The 17,056-nt window shown below is 71.4% G+C and carries 15 protein-coding genes; 8 read left to right on the top strand and 7 right to left on the bottom strand.

Features of this window, described 5'->3' with window-relative positions; translation table 11 throughout:
- Positions 1 to 69: 69 nt before the first annotated feature.
- A complete protein-coding gene (locus ACFYXV_RS03430) occupies positions 70 to 2,310 on the bottom strand; it encodes a transglycosylase domain-containing protein (RefSeq protein ID WP_385465489.1) in 2,241 nt (746 codons plus the stop codon).
- 231 nt (positions 2,311 to 2,541) lie between these two features.
- Here ACFYXV_RS03430 and ACFYXV_RS03435 point away from each other — a divergent pair, with 231 nt between their 5' ends.
- Both ACFYXV_RS03435 and ACFYXV_RS03440 read left to right on the top strand, forming a co-directional pair.
- Positions 2,542 to 3,453 carry an SPFH domain-containing protein gene (locus ACFYXV_RS03435; protein ID WP_385465486.1) on the top strand — a complete coding sequence of 304 codons (912 nt, stop codon included), beginning with the start codon at positions 2,542 to 2,544 and terminating at the stop codon, positions 3,451 to 3,453.
- Positions 3,450 to 3,719, top strand: coding sequence for a hypothetical protein (locus ACFYXV_RS03440; protein WP_385465483.1), 270 nt, complete (start codon positions 3,450 to 3,452; stop codon positions 3,717 to 3,719). Before ACFYXV_RS03435 ends, ACFYXV_RS03440 begins: the two co-directional genes overlap by 4 nt.
- 10 nt (positions 3,720 to 3,729) lie before the next feature.
- On the opposite strand, the gene ACFYXV_RS03445 is transcribed toward ACFYXV_RS03440, so the two are convergent.
- Complete coding sequence (locus tag ACFYXV_RS03445) at positions 3,730 to 5,265, bottom strand: DUF2079 domain-containing protein (protein WP_385465480.1); 1,536 nt, start codon at positions 5,263 to 5,265, stop codon at positions 3,730 to 3,732.
- A 217-nt stretch (positions 5,266 to 5,482) separates the two neighbouring features.
- Between ACFYXV_RS03445 and ACFYXV_RS03450 the strand changes: the two genes are divergently transcribed.
- Genes ACFYXV_RS03450 through ACFYXV_RS03460 form a run of 3 tightly spaced genes read left to right on the top strand, consistent with a single transcriptional unit; the run spans position 5,483 to position 9,056 of the window.
- Positions 5,483 to 6,007 (top strand): PadR family transcriptional regulator, encoded by a 525-nt coding sequence (locus ACFYXV_RS03450; RefSeq protein ID WP_385465477.1) that lies wholly within the window; start codon positions 5,483 to 5,485, stop codon positions 6,005 to 6,007.
- Positions 6,004 to 6,699: an ABC transporter ATP-binding protein gene (locus tag ACFYXV_RS03455; RefSeq protein ID WP_385465474.1), complete on the top strand. Its 696-nt coding sequence runs from the start codon at positions 6,004 to 6,006 to the stop codon at positions 6,697 to 6,699. Before ACFYXV_RS03450 ends, ACFYXV_RS03455 begins: the two co-directional genes overlap by 4 nt.
- Positions 6,696 to 9,056, top strand: coding sequence for an FtsX-like permease family protein (locus ACFYXV_RS03460; protein WP_385465471.1), 2,361 nt, complete (start codon positions 6,696 to 6,698; stop codon positions 9,054 to 9,056). The genes ACFYXV_RS03455 and ACFYXV_RS03460 overlap by 4 nt, the downstream gene beginning before the upstream one ends.
- Before the next feature lie 51 nt (positions 9,057 to 9,107).
- Here ACFYXV_RS03460 and ACFYXV_RS03465 read toward each other — a convergent pair whose 3' ends face one another.
- Positions 9,108 to 10,055 carry a hydrogen peroxide-inducible genes activator gene (locus tag ACFYXV_RS03465; protein WP_385465468.1) on the bottom strand — a complete coding sequence of 316 codons (948 nt, stop codon included), beginning with the start codon at positions 10,053 to 10,055 and terminating at the stop codon, positions 9,108 to 9,110.
- A 147-nt stretch (positions 10,056 to 10,202) separates the two neighbouring features.
- Between ACFYXV_RS03465 and ACFYXV_RS03470 the strand changes: the two genes are divergently transcribed.
- The 3 genes from ACFYXV_RS03470 (at position 10,203) to ACFYXV_RS03480 (ending at position 12,196) form a co-directional block, all read left to right on the top strand.
- Entirely contained in the window at positions 10,203 to 10,907 is a 705-nt protein-coding gene (locus tag ACFYXV_RS03470; RefSeq protein ID WP_389381911.1) for a hypothetical protein, read from the top strand.
- A 191-nt stretch (positions 10,908 to 11,098) separates the two neighbouring features.
- Positions 11,099 to 11,653 (top strand): peroxiredoxin, encoded by a 555-nt coding sequence (locus ACFYXV_RS03475; RefSeq protein WP_030159560.1) that lies wholly within the window; start codon positions 11,099 to 11,101, stop codon positions 11,651 to 11,653.
- A 3-nt stretch (positions 11,654 to 11,656) separates the two neighbouring features.
- Positions 11,657 to 12,196, top strand: coding sequence for an alkyl hydroperoxide reductase (locus ACFYXV_RS03480; protein WP_383340823.1), 540 nt, complete (start codon positions 11,657 to 11,659; stop codon positions 12,194 to 12,196).
- A gap of 83 nt (positions 12,197 to 12,279) precedes the next feature.
- Here the strand turns inward: ACFYXV_RS03480 and ACFYXV_RS03485 are convergent, their stop codons facing one another.
- The 4 genes from ACFYXV_RS03485 to ACFYXV_RS03500 form a co-directional block, all read right to left on the bottom strand.
- Positions 12,280 to 12,960 carry a hypothetical protein gene (locus tag ACFYXV_RS03485; RefSeq protein WP_389381912.1) on the bottom strand — a complete coding sequence of 227 codons (681 nt, stop codon included), beginning with the start codon at positions 12,958 to 12,960 and terminating at the stop codon, positions 12,280 to 12,282.
- Positions 12,944 to 14,371: an AI-2E family transporter gene (locus tag ACFYXV_RS03490; protein WP_389381913.1), complete on the bottom strand. Its 1,428-nt coding sequence runs from the start codon at positions 14,369 to 14,371 to the stop codon at positions 12,944 to 12,946. Before ACFYXV_RS03490 ends, ACFYXV_RS03485 begins: the two co-directional genes overlap by 17 nt.
- A gap of 107 nt (positions 14,372 to 14,478) precedes the next feature.
- Positions 14,479 to 15,195 carry a transglycosylase SLT domain-containing protein gene (locus tag ACFYXV_RS03495; protein ID WP_383341260.1) on the bottom strand — a complete coding sequence of 239 codons (717 nt, stop codon included), beginning with the start codon at positions 15,193 to 15,195 and terminating at the stop codon, positions 14,479 to 14,481.
- Positions 15,196 to 15,603: 408 nt separating this feature from the next.
- Positions 15,604 to 16,920, bottom strand: coding sequence for a PhoH family protein (locus tag ACFYXV_RS03500; protein WP_385465456.1), 1,317 nt, complete (start codon positions 16,918 to 16,920; stop codon positions 15,604 to 15,606).
- Positions 16,921 to 17,056 lie beyond the last annotated feature (136 nt).

The following is a 17,056-nucleotide window of genomic DNA, read 5'->3' on the forward strand; positions in this document are numbered from 1 at the left end:
GGAGACACCGCCGCCCCGCAGCGTGGATGCTGCGGGGCGGCGGTGCGTGTCCGGGTCCGTGGGAGCGCGCTACGGGATCGTGATCGGCGGGCTCTTGGTCGGGTCCGGGCTCTTCGTCGGGTCCGGGCTCTTGGTCGGGTCCGGGCTCTTCGTCGTGCTCTTGGTCGGGTTCGGCGAGCTCTTGCCGGGGTCCGGGCTGTTCTGCGACGGCGAGACCGGCGCCGACGGCGTGTTGGCGGAGGAGGAGCTCGACGAGGACGGGGAGCTGCTGCGGCTCGGCGCCTGCGAGGCGCCCATCTTCGCCTCGGAGAGGTCGAACTCACCGGTGTCCACGCCCTTGAGCGCGGCCAGCGTGTACGCCTTCCAGATCTCGGCCGGGAAGCTGGAACCACCCGCTCGGCCACCGCCGGCGGTACCGGTCAGGGTGACCTGCTTGGCCGTTCCGGGCTCCTCGCCGAACATCGCGACGACGGTGACGAGCTCCGGCGTGTACGCGGTGAACCAGGCGGCCACGTTGGACTCGGTGGTACCGGTCTTGCCGGCGGCCTCGTAGGCGGAGCTCCTGACGGCCTTGCCGGAACCGTCCTGGACGACGCCGGTGAGCACCTTGGTCACCGTGTCGGCGGTCTCGCGGGTGACGGCCTGGCCGCCGACGGACTCGACGGGGTTGAACGCGCGGCCGGCGTGCTTGGCGCTCTTGATGACGGTCGGGGTGACCTTCTTGCCGTGGTTGTCGAAGGAGGCGTAGACCCCGGCCATCTCCAGGGTGTTGGCGCTCATGGTGCCGAGCGACATGGCCGGCTTGTCGGCCGGCCAGCCGTCGCGGTCCTTCATGCCGAGCTGCAGCGCCGTCTTCTTCACCTTCGGCGGGCCCACGTCCACGATCATCTGGGCGTACACCGAGTTCACCGAGGAGTTGGTGGCGGCCTGGACGGTGAGGAACGGGTCGCCGTAGTTCGCGTTGTCCTGGTTCTGCGGGGCGAACGGGGTGTCGCTGCCGACGACCGGGCGCTTGCTGGTGCCGTCGTAGAGCGCGTTCGGCGTGATCGGCTTGCCGTCGTGCGTCGTGGACTTGTTCTCCAGCGCGGAGGCGAGCACGACCGGCTTGAAGGTCGAGCCCGGCTGGAAGTCCTGGCGCAGCGCGTTGCTCGCCCAGTGGTCGGAGAGCCCGGTGCCGCCGTACATCGCGACGACCGCGCCGGTCTTCGGGTCCACGGAGGTGGCGCCGGCCTGCACGCTCGCGTCGACGGGCCGGTCCTTGCGGTTGAGCTTGTCCTCCAGCTCGTCCTGGACGGCCTTCTCCAGCGCGGCCTGCTTCTTGGGGTCGATGTTGAGGGTGATCTCCCAGCCGCCGGCCTGGAGCTCCTGGCTGGTCATGCCGGTCTGCCTGCGCAGTTCCGCGTCCGCGGCCTGCTTCAGGTAGCCCTTCTGGCCCTCCATGCCGGGGGCGGCCTTGGGCTTGATCGGCATCGGGAGCTGGAGCTGCTTGCGCTTCTCCGGGTCGAGCGCCTTCATCTCGACCATGTTGTCGAGCACGCCGTTGAAGCGGATCTTGACCAGGCGCGTGCCGTTCGGGCCCGCGGTCGCCAGGTCGTAGTCGCTGGGCGCCTGGAGGACGGCGGCGAGGTACGCGCCCTGCTCCAGGGTCAGCTTGTCGACGTCGACGCCGTAGTAGGCCTGGGCGGCCGCCTGGATGCCGTACGCGCCGCGACCGAAGTAGCTGGTGTTCAGGTACCCGGCGAGGATGTCGTCCTTCTCCATGCGCTGGTCGACCTTGAGCGAGATCACCAGCTCCTTGAGCTTGCGGGTCGCCGTCTGGTCCTGGTTCAGGTAGAAGTTCTTGACGTACTGCTGGGTGATCGTCGAACCGCCGGCCTTGCCCTTGCCGGTGGCCGTGTTGAACAGGCCGCGGGCGATGCCGATGAAGTCGACGCCCTGGTCCTTGTAGAAGGTCTTGTTCTCGATCGCGATGAAGCCGGTCTGGACTTCCTTGGGCACCCGGCTGATCGGCACGATCTCGCGGTTCATCTTGCCGTCGCGCGCCATGATCGAGCCGTCGGAGTACTTGTAGACGTTGCTCTGCGTCAGGGCGTCGGCGTTCGGGTCGGGCTCGTCCACGTAGAAGTAGAGGGCGACGAGTGCGCCCATGCCGAGCAGGATGATCCCGAAGAAGGCCCCGAGGATCTTCTTCCATGTGAAGAAGCGGCGTATGCCGGTCCGCTTCCCGGCGCGCCCCTTCCCGGTGGCGCGCCCGCGCGGCGCCCGTCGCGCACTGCGCTGCTGCGCCTTACGCGCTTCTGCTCGGCCCATCGCTCCCGCTCCGCTCGATTACCCCCCCGACGTCAGCTCAGAAAGCTAACACCGCAGGTTGTGACAAAGGTTGGCCAACCGAGGCCAATACCGGTCAATTCGGACGTGAGAATCAGCACCCACACCCAAGGGAACCGACGCGCACCAAGCCCGTAGGGTTGCGGCGGCGCCAAAAAGTGATATCACTTTGCTAAGCGGTTCGACGGGCCGCGACCACGCGAATGGGGGCAGATGATGACAAAGACGGCTGCTGTGACAGGAGACGTACGGGAGTTCACGGCACGCAGCGTGGGAGGTGGACTGGCCCTGCTCCTGGGGCTGTTGGGGGTGCTGGCCGGTGCCGGACTGATCGCCCTGGGCGCGGCCTCGGACGCCTCGGCGGCGCACGTGGCCCTGATCGTGCTCGGCGTCCTCCTCATCCCCGCCTCGGCCATCGCGATGGGCGGGCTGAACATGGTGGCTCCGGGCGAGGCCCGGGTGGTCCAGCTCTTCGGCCGGTACCGGGGGACGATCCGCACGGACGGCCTGCGCTGGGTCAACCCGCTGACCTCGCGCGAGAAGATCTCCACCCGGGTCCGCAACCACGAGACGGCCGTCCTGAAGGTCAACGACGCCTACGGCAACCCGATCGAGCTCGCGGCCGTCGTGGTGTGGCGGGTCGAGGACACCGCGCGGGCGACGTTCGAGGTGGAGGACTTCACGCAGTTCGTCGAGACCCAGACCGAGGCGGCGGTGCGGCACATCGCGATCGAGTACCCGTACGACGCCCACGAAGAGGGCGGGCTCTCGCTGCGCGGCAACGCCGAGGAGATCACCGAGAAGCTGGCCCTCGAACTGCACGCCCGGGTGGAGGCGGCCGGTGTGCGGATCATAGAGTCCCGGTTCACGCATCTCGCGTACGCTCCCGAGATCGCCTCCGCGATGCTCCAGCGCCAGCAGGCCGGCGCGGTCGTGGCGGCCCGCAAGCAGATCGTGGAAGGGGCGGTGGGCATGGTCGAACTGGCCCTGACCCGGCTGGCGGAGCAGGACATCGTGGACCTGGACCCGGAGCGCAAGGCCGCCATGGTGTCGAACCTGATGGTGGTCCTGTGCGGCGACCGGGCCGCCCAGCCGGTCGTCAACACGGGCACGCTCTACCAGTGAGCCCCGCCGGCGAGCCCGAGGACCCGCAGGCGGGCGAGGGCCGGGAGCGGCCGGCCGCGCGGGCCGGCCGGCAGGCGCGCAAGCAGGTGCTGCTGCGGCTCGATCCGCAGGTGTACGACGCCCTCGCGCGCTGGGCGGGCGAGGAACTGCGCAGCGCCAACGCGCAGATCGAGTTCCTGCTGCGGCGGGCCCTGGCCGAGGCCGGCCGCCTCCCGGGCGGGGCGGCACCGATCCCGCCCCGCGGCCGCCCCCGCGACACCCCCTAGACGATGCGTTTCAGGAGCGGCCCAGGAGGACGAACCCGTCCTCCTGGGCCACCAGCCGGTACCCGTTCGCCTTGGCCCCGGCGAGGGCGAGGGACTCGTCGATCGCGGACAGCGGCCAGCGCCGCTGCTGCGGCACCTGCGTGTCCACCACGATCCACTGCGGCTCCGGGCGGCTGGCCGGCCAGCCGTAGAGGCTGACGCTCGTGCGGTCGGCGAGGTGCGGCACCAGCCCGTCCGAGGCCTGCACCGTGGCCCCGTCCGGGATCCGGCCCATCACCCGGTGCGCCGCCGCGATCCGCGGATCGGCCCGCCAGGTCTCCGGGTACGCCAACTGCGCCAGGGAGTACACCGGCAGCAGCAGCGCGCAGACCCCGGCCGCCCCCGCCAGGTAGCGGCGCAGGCCGGCGCCCGTGGTACCGCGCCGCCCCAGGGCGTCGGCGAAGGCGGCGAAGACGATCGGCATCAGGGTGAGCGAGTAGTGGTAGCCGGTCCCCCAGTGGGCCGTGTAGTCCGAGACGCCCCGCCACACCAGCGTGGGCACGGCGACCAGGACCAGCGGTGAGCGCAGCGCGAGGAACAGGGTCGGCGCCAGCACCAGCACCAGCGTCGTCACCTTGGTCTCGGGGGTGACGAGTCCGATCGTTGCCTTGCGCAGCACCTCCCCGAAGCCGGAGCCCGGGCCGCCGCCCGCCCCGCCGCCGGAGCCGCCCAGGAACGAGGCGTAGAAGTACGAGCCGCTCGGGCTGAGCGCCGGCAGCACGACCAGCACCGCCAGCAGCGTCCACACCAGGCCGGCCGCGGCGACCGCGATCCCGAGCCGGCGCCCGCGCCAGTTGCCGCGCCAGTTGCCGCGCAGGCCGCCCTCCCCGCCGCCGCGCCACGCGATGAGCAGACCGATCACCGCCACCGTGAGCCCCATGTCCTCCTTGACCAGCACCAGCGGCAGCGCCCAGCAGGCGGCGGCGCGCAGCCGCCCCTCGCCGAGCGCGGCCAGCGCGCACGCGAGGAGCGGGACGGCGAAGGCCCACTCGTGGAAGTCGAACCCGACCCCGTTCGCGATGCCCCAGGAGAGCCCGTAGCAGAGCCCGAGCACCACGGCGGCGGTGGAGCCGAGCGACCGGCGCGCCCACTGGGCCAGCGGCAGGACGCTGACGGCGACCAGCCCCGCCTGCGCCACCAGCAGGGTCCGCGCCGACGGCCACAGCCAGTACAGGGGTGCCAGCAGGGCGAGTACGGGTGAGAAGTGGTCCCCGAGGACGGGGAAGTCCGGCCCCTTCACCTCGGATACGGGCAGGTGGCCCTCGGCGTACGAGCGGACGGCCTGCTCGAAGATCGCCAGGTCGAAGCTGTGCGACAGCAGCCGCTCGTGGGTGCGCAGCGACAGCAGCATGTAGACGAGGAACAGCCCCGAGGCCATGGCCCACATCCACCAGGCGGGGCCCGCGCCCTGCCCGGGGGAATCGGCGGACGGCCGCCCGGCCGTCCGTGCGGGCGAGCCCGACTGCTGGGGCGGGAGCGCGGTGACGTCGGTGGGGGGTGCGTGCATGGCGCGCCTTTCGGGAGCTTCCGGGAGCCTTCCGGGAACGGGGCCGTCGGCCGGCCCTTCGCCGTTCGTGCTCAAAGTGCCAGCCGCCCCCGGGCCCGGCTCCGAACCGTCGCGCTCGGGGCGAAAGTCCCTACGAATGGCCGCCACGGCAGGCCGAAAGTCACCTCTACACCTCGGGTATACATCGAACGTATACACTCGATGTATAGTCCTCGGCATGTCCATCGGTCACACGCTCCTGGGCCTCCTTGAGGCCGGTCCGCGCCACGGTTACGACCTCAAGCGCGCCTTCGACGAAAAGTTCGGCCACGACAAGCCGCTCGCCTACGGGCAGGTCTACTCGACCATGTCCCGCCTCCTGAAGAACGGCCTCGTCGAGGTCGAGGGGATAGAGAGCGGCGGCGGTCCCGACCGCAAGCGCTACGCCATCACCGACGCCGGCATCACCGACGTCGACAGCTGGCTCGCCCAGCCCGAGAAGCCCGAGCCGTACCTCCAGTCGACCCTCTACACCAAGGTCGTCCTCGCCCTGCTCACCGGCCGCGGCGCCGCGGACCTGCTGGACACCCAGCGGGCCGAACACCTGCGGCTCATGCGCATCCTGACCCAGCGCAAGCGCAAGGGCGACCTCGCCGACCAGCTGGTCTGCGACCACGCCCTGTTCCACCTCGAAGCCGACCTGCGGTGGCTGGAACTGACCGCCGCCCGCCTCGACCAGCTCGCCCGGGAGGTGGGCCGATGAGTACGACGCCCCCGGCCGGCACCCTGCTCTGCGCCACCGGCCTGCGCAAGACGTACGGCTCCACCGCCGCGCTCGACGGCGCGGACTTCTCCATCCACCCCGGCGAGGTCGTCGCCGTCATGGGCCCCTCCGGATCCGGCAAGTCGACGCTCCTGCACTGCCTCGCGGGGATCGTCCCGCCCGACTCCGGCACCGTCACGTACGCAGGGCGCGAGCTGTCCGCCATGAACGACGCCGAGCGCAGCGCCCTGCGCCGCGGCGAGTTCGGCTTCGTGTTCCAGTTCGGCCAGCTCGTCCCCGAACTGACCTGCGTGGAGAACGTCGCGCTGCCCCTGCGGCTGACCGGTGTGAAGCGCAAGCAGGCCGAGCGCACCGCCCTGGAGTGGATGGCCCGCCTGGAGGTCGCCGAGCTCGGCCGCAAGCGCCCCGGCGAGGTCTCCGGCGGCCAGGGCCAGCGCGTCGCCGTCGCCCGCGCCCTCGTCACCGGCCCGCGGGTCCTCTTCGCGGACGAGCCGACCGGCGCCCTCGACTCCCTCAACGGCGAGCTCGTCATGCAGCTGCTGACCGAGGCCGCCCGGTCCGCGAACGCCGCCGTCGTCCTCGTCACGCACGAGACCCGCGTGGCCGCCTACTCCGACCGCGAGATCGTCGTGCGCGACGGCAGGTCCCGCGACATGGAGCGCGCCATATGAGTGGCCAGGGCATCCTGCGGGTCTGGGCCCGCGACCTCGGCCTCGGCGCGCGCTTCGCCTTCGGCGGCGGCCGCGAGGGCTGGACCCGCACCCTCCTCACGGGCCTGGGCGTCGGCCTCGGCGTCGCGCTGCTGCTGATCACCAGCGCGGTGCCGAGCGCCCTCGCCGCCCGCGAGGAGCGCGGCCTGGCGCGCATGGTGGACAGCTCCCGCGATGCCGGCCGGCCCGGCCCCGCCACCGTGCTCACCGCCGACGCCGACCAGACGTACCGCTCGTACGGGGTCGACGGGCTGCTCGTGCAGCCCGAGGGCGCCTCCGCCCCGCTGCCGCCCGGCCTGAAGAGGTACCCCGGGCCGGGTGAACTGGCCGTCTCCCCCGCCCTCGACGAGCTGATGAAGACTTCCGAGGGCAAGCTCCTGCGCGAACGCCTCGACGGGCGGATCGTCTCGGTCATCGGCGACGCGGGCCTGGTCGGCCCCGGCGACCTGTACTTCTACGAGGGCAGTGACCGGCTCGCCCAGTGGGCCGCCGACCCCGAGACCGGCCCGTACGTCCACCGCGTCACCGAGTTCGGCGACGAGTGGGACAAGCCGCCCCTCGACCCCGTCCTCGCGCTCCTCGTGGTGCTGGTCTTCGTCGCCCTGCTGATGCCGGTCGCCGTGTTCATCGCGGCCGCCGTCCGCTTCGGCGGCGACCGCCGCGACCGCCGGCTGGCCGCCCTGCGGCTGGTCGGCGCCGACGCCCGCACGGTCCGCCGGATCGCGGCGGGCGAGGCGTTCGCCGGATCCCTGGTCGGCCTGGTCCTCGGCACGGGCTTCTTCCTGATCGCCCGGCAGCTCGCCCCGGCCATCACCCTGTACCAGCGCAGCGTCTTCCCCTCCGACCTGAGCCCGGCCCCCTGGCCGGCCGCCCTCGTCGCCGTGGCCGTGCCGGCCGCGGCCGTCGCCGTGACCCTGTTCGCCCTGCGCGGCGTGGTCATCGAACCGCTCGGCGTGGTCCGTACGGCCACCCCGCGCCGGCGCCGCATCTGGTGGCGCCTGCTGCTCCCGCTCGCCGGTGTCGGCCTGCTCGTGCCGATGATCGGCCGCGGCAAGGACAGCGGCCGGTTCAACACGTACCAGGTCTCCGCCGGCGTGGTCCTGCTGCTGATCGGCGTCACCACCCTGCTGCCCTGGGTGCTGGAACGATCCGTCGGCCGGCTCGGCAGCGCCGGACCCGTCTCCTGGCAGCTGGCCGTCCGGCGGCTCCAGGTGGCCGGCGGCACGGGCGCGCGCCTGGTCAACGGCATCGCCGTGGCCGTGGCCGGCGCGATAGCCCTGCAGATGCTCTTCGCCGCCACCTCGGCCTCGTACACCAGGCTGACCGGCCAGGATCCGGCGCGGGCCTCGGTCTCGATCCTGACCCGCGGCAACGACCCCGCGCGGACCGAGGCCCTCGCGGGCGGGATCGCCGCCGCCGGCGGAGTCACCCAGGTCCTTCCGCTGCGCTCCACCTCGGCCGCGCCGACCCCGGCGGGCAAGGGCCGGGGGGTCGAGATCACCATCGGAAGCTGCGCCGCCCTCGCCGAACTGGGCGCCCTGCCCGGCTGCCGGGACGGCGACGTGTTCGTCCTGCCCGGCTCCACGGACCCCGACCGGCTCGCGGACGGCGCCGCCAAGGCGGGCGACAGGCTGTTCGCCGGGAACGTCCGCGGCAACGACGGCCCGCCGCCCGTCCCGTGGACCGTGCCGTCGGACGCACCGACGGTGGCCCCGCGCAAGGACCCGGACGGCAGGCTGCGCAGCGGTCTGCTCGTCACCCCCGCGGCCGCCCCCCAGGGCATCGGCGACTTCCAGTTCTCGCAGATCTACGTCAAGGTCGACCCGAAGGTGCCGGACGCGATCGAGCGAGTGCGGACCGCGTCGTACAAGGCCGACCCGCTGGCCGTTCCCATGACCCTGCAGCCGACCTCCGTCGACGACCGCTTCGCCTCCGTCCGGACCGGCCTGTTCGCCGGCGCCGCCTGCGTGCTGGTGCTGATCGGCGCGAGTCTGCTGGTCTCCCAGCTGGAGCAGTTGCGGGACCGCAGGAAGGTGCTGGCCGCCCTGGTCGCCTTCGGTACGAAGCGCTCCACGCTCAGCCTGTCGGTGCTGTGGCAGACCGCCATCCCGATCGGCCTGGGCCTGGGCCTCGCCACCGTGATCGGGCTGACCCTGGGCACCGTGCTGATGCGGATGGCCGTCGTGCCGGTGCGCGTGGACTGGGGCTCGGTCCTCTCGATGATCGGCGTGGGCGCGGGGGTGGCCGTCGTGGTGACCCTGCTCAGCCTGCCGCCGCTGCTGCGGCTGATGCGCCCGGACGGGCTGCGCACGGAGTAGCCCCGAGAGCGCGCGGGTCCGTACGCGTACGCCCGCCCCGGCGGGGCCGCCCTACTCGGCCGGCCACACCGGGAGCGGGCGTACGGCTTCGCGCAGGGCGCCCGCGATGGCCCTGAACTCCTCCTGCCGGGCCGTTCCCGTCCGCATGGCCAGCGCGATCCTCCGCGAGGGCGCGGGCTCGGCGAAGTACCCGGTGGCCAGGTACTCGTTGCGGGCGGTCTCCAGCCGCAGCGCGGTGCGGGGCAGCAGGGTCACGCCCAGCCCGCCCGCGACCAGTTGTACGAGGGTGGACAGCCCGGCGGCGGTCGTGGTGACGGCCGCCCCCTCGGGCCGGCCGGCCTCGCGGCAGATGTCCAGGGCCTGGTCGCGCAGGCAGTGGCCCTCGTCGAGCAGCAGCAGCCGCAGGCCCCGCAGTTCCTCGCGCGGGATGTCGCGACGCCCGGCGAGCGGGTGTTCCCTGGGGGCGAGGAGGACGAAGTCCTCGTCGAAGACCGGAAGTTCGGTGACGCCCGGGACGCCGAGCGGCACCGCGAGCAGCAGCAGGTCGAGGCGCCCGCCGGCGAGCCCGTCCAGCAGCGAGGAGGTCTGCTCCTCGTGCACCTGGAGGTCCATCCGGGGGTAGCGGCGGTGGAACAGCCCGAGCACGGTCGGCAGCAGGTACGGGGCCACCGTGGGGATCACCCCGAGCCGCAGGATCCCGGTGAAGGGGGCCCGTACGGCCTCGGCCTCCTCCAGCAGCCCGCCCATGGCGTCGAGGACCGCCTTGGCCCGGGCCGCGATCCGCTCTCCCGCCGGGGAGAGCAGCACCTTGCGGGTGGTGCGCTCCAGCAGCTGGACGCCGAGGGCCTCCTCCAGCGCGGAGACGGCGCCCGAGAGCGCGGGCTGGCTCATGCCGATCGCCGCGGCGGCGTCCCGGAAGTGCAGGTGCTCGGCGACCGCGGCGAACGCGCGCAGCTGCGCGAGCGTCGCCTGCTTCGCTCCCCTGTTGCCGACGGCCACTGACAGGTACCTCCGATCACCCGCCTCCACACTAGCCCCGGGGGGCTTTGCCCCGGAGGGGCCGTGCGCTGCGGGGCGCCCCGGGGTGCGTGAGAGTGGAGGTAGGGCAGGAGAGGCCCGGCCATGGCCTTCGCCCGGGAGGCAGACATGCGGAACAAGTTCCTTCGGATCGCCCTTCTGGCCCCGCTGGCGGCCTCACCGCTGGTCCTCGGTCCGATGGCCTCGGCCCGGCCCGCGGCTGCGCCCGCGGCCGGCACGTGCAAGGCCTCCGAGAGCGCCTACACCCCGAAGGCCAACAAATGGTCGGTCTTCGGCGAGGGGTTCCCCGCGAACACCTCGGTCGCGGTGAAGGGCGACAACGGCTACAGCGACCCGTCCTACCAGGTGACCGATGACGGCAGGGTCCGGATCGTCGAACTGACCGCGGGCCACTACACGGTCGGGGGCGTCGCCTGCACGGGAGGGGCGGACCCCGTGAAGGACGGTTCGGGCACGGGCACTGGCACGGACACGGGCAAGGACGCGAAGGCCCAGTACGACGCGGGCTTCCGGAAGGGGTTCCAGACGATCAAGGACAGCTGCGGCGCCCAGCAGCCGCGGACCCTGAACCAGGTCGATCCGAACTGGCAGGAGGGCTACGACAAGGGCGCCGCCCTGGCCGCCAAGAGGTTCTGCGGCGGCACGACGGGCGGCAAGAAGGGCATGTCCCAGTACGACAAGGGCTACAAGTTCGGCTACGACCGGGCGAAGGCGACCTGCGAGAGCACCCCGCCCAAGAACGTCCCGTCCGGAGCCGAATGGCTCCGCGGATACCACGTGGGCGCCGCGAAGGCGTCGGCACGGTTCTGCTGAAAGCTGTGGCGGAACCGATCGCTCTCCGTCGCATTCTGTCTCTACCGGGGCATTGATAGGGAAGCCTGATCACCGCGACCACTGCTGGTGATTTCCGCGATCAATGCTGCTTGTGCCAGCATGTGAGACACGTCCAACCCCTCAGGGAAAGCCCCAAAAGGGACTACTTTCCCATCTCGCAAGGAGAGCACGTGCTCACTGTCGGTGACAAGTTCCCCACCTACGATCTGACCGCTTGCGTCTCGCTCGAAGCCGGCAGCGAGTTCGCCCAGATCGACCACAAGACCTACGAGGGCAAGTGGCGCGTGGTGTTCTTCTGGCCGAAGGACTTCACCTTCGTCTGCCCGACCGAGATCGCCGCCTTCGGCAAGCTGAACGAGGAGTTCCAGGACCGCGACGCCCAGATCCTCGGCGTCTCCGGCGACTCCGAGTTCGTCCACCACGCCTGGCGCAAGGACCACGCCGACCTGCGTGACCTGCCCTTCCCGATGCTGGCCGACTCCAAGCACGAGCTCATGCAGGCCTGTGGCGTGCAGGGCGAGGACGGCTTCGCGCAGCGCGCCGTGTTCATCGTCGACCAGAACAACGAGATCCAGTTCACGATGGTGACCGCCGGTTCCGTGGGCCGTAACCCCAAGGAGGTCCTGCGGGTCCTCGACGCCCTGCAGACCGACGAGCTGTGCCCCTGCAACTGGAACAAGGGCGAGGGCACCCTGGACGCCGGCGCGCTGCTGGCCGGTGAGTGACGGATGTCCCTCGACTCCCTGAAGTCCGCCATACCGGACTTCGCCAAGGACCTGAAGCTGAACCTCGGCTCGGTCATCGGCAACCAGGACAAGCTCTCGCAGCAGCAGCTGTGGGGCACCGTCCTGTCCTGCGCGATCGCGGCCCGCTCCCCTCGCGTCCTGCGTGAGCTGGAGCCGGAGGCGAAGGCGGCCCTGTCGCCGGAGGCGTACACCGCCGCCAAGTCCGCCGCCGCGATCATGGCGATGAACAACGTCTTCTACCGCACCCGCCACCTGCTCTCCGACCCGGAGTACGGCACGCTGCGGGCCGGTCTGCGGATGAACGTCATCGGCAACCCGGGCGTGGAGAAGATCGACTTCGAGCTGTGGTCGCTCGCCGTCTCCGCGATCAACGGCTGCGGCCAGTGCCTGGACTCGCACGAGCAGGTCCTGCGCAAGGCCGGCGTCGACCGCGAGACCATCCAGGAGGCCTTCAAGGTCGCCTCGGTGATCCAGGCCGTCGCGGTCACCCTCGACTCCGAGGCCGCCCTCGCCGCCGAGTAGTACCCCCTTCGCGGGCACGGTACGGACCGCCGTACGAGCTCCAGGGCCCCCGCTGCCGTTCCCGGCGGCGGGGGCCCTGTCGTTCACTTGTGCAGGCTCGTCATCAGGGCGCGCATGTCCTCGATCATCGCCGCGTGGACGGCGTCGTCGTCCGGGTCCGGGACGTTCTGCCCGCCGTACCACTGGACGGTGAGGCTGAAGACGGCGCCCCCGTCCAGTACTTGGAGCCGTGAGCCGCCGACCCGCCGGGTGAGCAGCGCCCGCTCGCCGAGCCCGGGGACCTGGTCCACCTCGCCGCCCGAACTGGCCATGCCCCCGAAACTCTCGAGGCCGACGGGGTCCGTGCCGAACTCGATGCCGGGATCGGTCCTCCTGTGCAGCTGGACCGACACCTCGGCCACGTACACCAGGCGGTCTTCTTCGTACGGCGCGCCGTGCCGGCAGTACGCCCAGTCGAGCGCGGGGTGCTCACCGTGAGCCGCGAAGGGCTCCGTGAGCTGCGCCGTGGCCGCGGACACGGCGGTCAGCTTCACCGCGCACAAGTCCTCGGCATGCCGGTAGGAGATGCGCGGTGCGGCGGTGAAACGATCCTGCACCACCAGGGCGCCGGCCCAGACGGCCGAGGCCAGTACGGCCCCGCCGAGGGCCCATAACCAGCCCCTGCGCGGCCCCCGCGGGCGCTCGCGCGGGGTGACGGGCTCCTCGGCGGCCGTGGCCGGCCGGCCGCTCTCCCGCTCCCCGTCGAGCTCAGGCTCGCTGATCACGTCCGGCCTCCCGGGCGGCCTGCTCGACCGCCGTCGAGCCGTGCGGACCCGGGCCGATGGCGGCGGCGCCGTGCAGGAGCTGGTCCCGGGAGTAGGCCCTCAGGTAGACCACGACCGTGTTGGTGACGGCGACCAGCGGGACCGCGACCACCGCCCCGCCGATGCCCGCGACCATGCCGCCCGCGGCCACGGACAGCACCACCGCGAGCGGGTGCACCCGTACCGCCCGGCCCAGGATGAACGGCTGGAGCACGTGCCCCTCGATCTGCTGCACGGCCAGCACGACGGCCAGCGTCATCAGCGCGGTCCACGGCCCCTGGGTCACCAGGGCGACGACCACCGCGAGGGCGCCGGAGACCACCGCGCCGACGAGCGGGATGAACGCGAACAGGAAGATGAAGACGGCCAGCGGCACCGCCATCGGCACCTTGAGGAAGTAGAGGCCGAGGCCGATGAAGATGGCGTCGATCAGCGCGACGAGCACGGTGCCGCGCACGTAAGCCGTCAGCGTGCGCCAGGCGCGCGGACCGGCGCCCGCGACGCCGGGGCGGGCGGTGGCGGGGACCAGGCCGAGGACCCAGGTCCAGATGCGCTTGCCGTCGTAGAGCAGGAAGAGCGTCGAGAACATCGCGAGCAGGATGCCGGTGAGCACCTCGACGAGCACCGTCACGCCCTGGAGACCGGCGGAGGTGATCTGCTCGGTGTTGGTGCCGATCGTCTCGCTGAGGTTCTTCGCGATGTCGTTGATCTGCTTCTCGGTCACGTGGAACGGACTGTCCAGCGCCCAGGTCTTGAGCTCGTTGATCCCCTCGCGGACCCGGTTGGAGAGGTCGTCGAGGTTCTCCATGACCTGCCAGACCACGAACCAGCCGACCAGCCCGATGACCACGAACCCGAGGATCGCGGTGACGGCCGTGGCGAGTCCGCGCGGCAGGCCGAGGCGGCGCAGCCGGACCACGAAGGGCTGGAGCAGCGCGGTGACGAGCAGGGCGGCGGCGAAGGCCAGGACGACCAGGCGGACTTCGCTGATCACCTTCATGACGACCCAGAGCATCCCCGCGAGCAGCAGGAGCCGCCAGCTGACCTCGGCGGCGACCCTCATGCCCCACGGGACGACGCTCACCGGATCGGGACGCCCGCGCAGCACCGGCGGGTGCGGGGTGTGGCCCGGGTGGCCGGGGTGGCCCGGGTGGCCGGGGTGCTCGGCGTGCGTCTCGGACGCCGGATCCGCCGGCGTCACCGCGCCGGAGCCCGCGCCCGCGCCCTCGCCCGAACGGGCAGCGCCGGAAGCCTTGGCCGGGACCGCGCCGATGCTCTCCGCCTCGACCTCGGCCCGCCGCGCCTGGAGCCGTGCCTCCACGCGGTTGAGCCTGTTCCCGAGCCGGCCGAGCCAGCCTGCCCTCTTCGCCATGTCTTTCCCTTCCCCCGCCCGTGTACGCACCTCGAAAGACCGTACACGCGAGGAGCCCCGCACCGTAGGACGGTGCGGGGCTCTTCGAGGTTGAGCGGAGGCGGGCTCTAGTACCAGCCGTTGGACTGGTGGAAGCTCCAGGCGGCACAAGGGCTGTGGTAGCGCTCGTTCATGTAGTTGAGGCCCCACTGGATCTGGGTGGCCGGGTTGGTGCGCCAGTCGTCGGCGACCGAGGACATCTTCGAGCCGGGGAGCGCCTGGACCAGACCGTACGCGCCCGAGGACGAGTTCACGGCCTTGTAGTTCCAGGTGGACTCCTCGTTGATGATGTTCGAGAAGCACTGGAACTGACCGGCCGGGACGATCTGCCGGGCGATCTCCTTGACCTGGGCGACCGTGTAGGAGCTCTGGACGGCGAAGTCGCCGGCGCTGCGCGCCGCGGAGCGGGAGGCGATCTGCTCCTTCTCCTCGCGGTCCTTCTTCGCCTTCTCGTCGGCGGCCTTCTGCGCCTCGGCCTTCTTGGACTTGGCGTCCTCGGCGGCCTGGATGCGGGCGGCTTCCTCGGCGACACGCTTGGCGTCGGTGTCCGCGCCCTGGGCGATGGCGTCGGCCTGCTGCGTCAGGGACGCGCTCTGGACCTGCGCCTGCTCGCCGACCGGAATGTCGGTGAGGAGGGTCGCCCCGGACGCGGTGGTCTCGAGATCGTTCGAGGCGGGGTCGCCAGTGGCAACGCCCACGACTGCGCCAACGGTGGTGACTGCGGTGGCCGAAGCCACTGCGAATCCCCGGACCGAGATCCGGCTCACACGGTGTCCTTCCAGCAGCGTCCGCAGTGACCGGGCGGGCGCAATAGTGCCCCTCGACACTGGCCTCCGTGGAGCTGTGATCACTGGAGGCGCGGGCCCGTGGACAACTCCCTTGCGGGTGCTGCCGCGTGATGACTCGGGCGACATACGGCGAACGACTCTGGAGTTGTGGTGCTGCGCGCACCTCCCGTCGTAGCAACGGGAGATGCAGGTGTGCCGTATGCGGGGCCTGACGGAAAACAGACTCTGCCGGACCCCCACACCGCAAGGCAATTCTCCGTTGCGTGTGAAAGGTCACACCTGGCATGTTGCCGTTGGTTTCTTCAAAGGGCTGTGCAGCACGACGCCGCCCGGCTAGGCTCTCGGGCCTTTGCCGGGCGGCGCCAACTCGCTTTCCCGCTATGGGGTTTTTGCCCCCGTGTGCGGCTACAGCGATTCGAGCATCTCGGTCACCAGAGCGGCGATCGGGGAACGCTCGGAGCGGTTGAGCGTGATGTGCGCGAAGAGCGGATGCCCCTTCAGCTTCTCAACGACGGCGACCACTCCGTCGTACCGGCCGACCCGCAGGTTGTCCCGCTGGGCGACATCATGGGTCAGAACGACCCGCGAATTCGCACCGATCCGGGACAGAACGGTCAGAAGGACATTGCGCTCCAGCGACTGCGCCTCGTCCACGATCACGAAGGCGTCGTGCAGCGAGCGCCCGCGGATGTGCGTGAGCGGCAGGACCTCCAGCATCCCGCGGTTCAGCACCTCCTCGATGACCTCGCGCCCGGCAACCGCCGAGAGGGTGTCGAAGACCGCCTGCGCCCAGGGGCTCATCTTCTCGCCGGCGTCGCCGGGCAGGTAGCCGAGGTCCTGGCCGCCCACCGCGTACAGCGGCCGGAAGACCATCACCTTCTGGTGCTGCCTGCGCTCCAGTACCGCCTCCAGGCCCGCGCACAGCGCCAGCGCCGACTTTCCGGTGCCGGCCCGGCCGCCCATGGAGAGGATGCCGATCTCCGGGTCGAGCAGGAGGTCCAGGGCGATGCGCTGCTCGGCGCTGCGGCCGTGCAGTCCGAAGGCCTCGCGGTCGCCCCGTACGAGCCTCACGTTGCCGTCCGGAGTGACCCGGCCCAGGGCCTTGCCCCGCTCGGACTGGAGGACCAGTCCGGTGTGCACGGGCAGTTCGGCGGCCTCCGGTACGTACAGCCGCTCCTCGGAGTAGAGCAGGTCGATCTGCTCCCCGGACAGCGCGAGCTCGCTCATGCCGGTCCAGCCGGCATCGGTGATCGCGAGTTCCGCCCGGTACTCCTCGGCGAGCAGCCCCACGGAGGAGGCCTTGATGCGCAGCGGGAGATCCTTCGAGACGACCGTGACGTCGTAGCCCTCGGCCTGGAGGTTGCGGGCGACCGCGAGGATCCGCGAGTCGTTGTCCCCCAGCCGGAAGCCGGCCGGCAGGACGCCGGGGTCGGAGTGGTTGAGCTCGACACGGAGGGTGCCGCCGAGATCGCCCAACGGGATGGGGGCGTCGAGGCGACCGTAGCGAACCCGGAAGTCGTCGAGCAGGCGAAGGGCCTGACGGGCGAAGTAGCCGAGTTCGGGATGGTGCCTCTTTGCCTCCAGCTCGGTGATCACCACGATCGGGAGCACGACCTCGTGCTCGTCGAAGCGCGAGATCGCGTTGGGGTCTGCCAGCAGGACGCTGGTGTCGAGGACGTAGGTCCGCCTGTCGGGCAGGCGGCGCTTTGTGCTGGTCACCACGGAAGGACGTACCCCCTCGGAAGAGGTCGGGCCATGAAGACCGGACCGGTCATCGGCACCCCTGCGGGGCCGATTTCCGGCCCTCCCACTCCGTCCGTGCGAACCGCACGTGCGTCCTGGTGCAAAGGGCCTCCCG

The organism is Streptomyces sp. NPDC002181 (assembly GCF_042890485.1).
GTDB lineage: Bacteria > Actinomycetota > Actinomycetes > Streptomycetales > Streptomycetaceae > Streptomyces.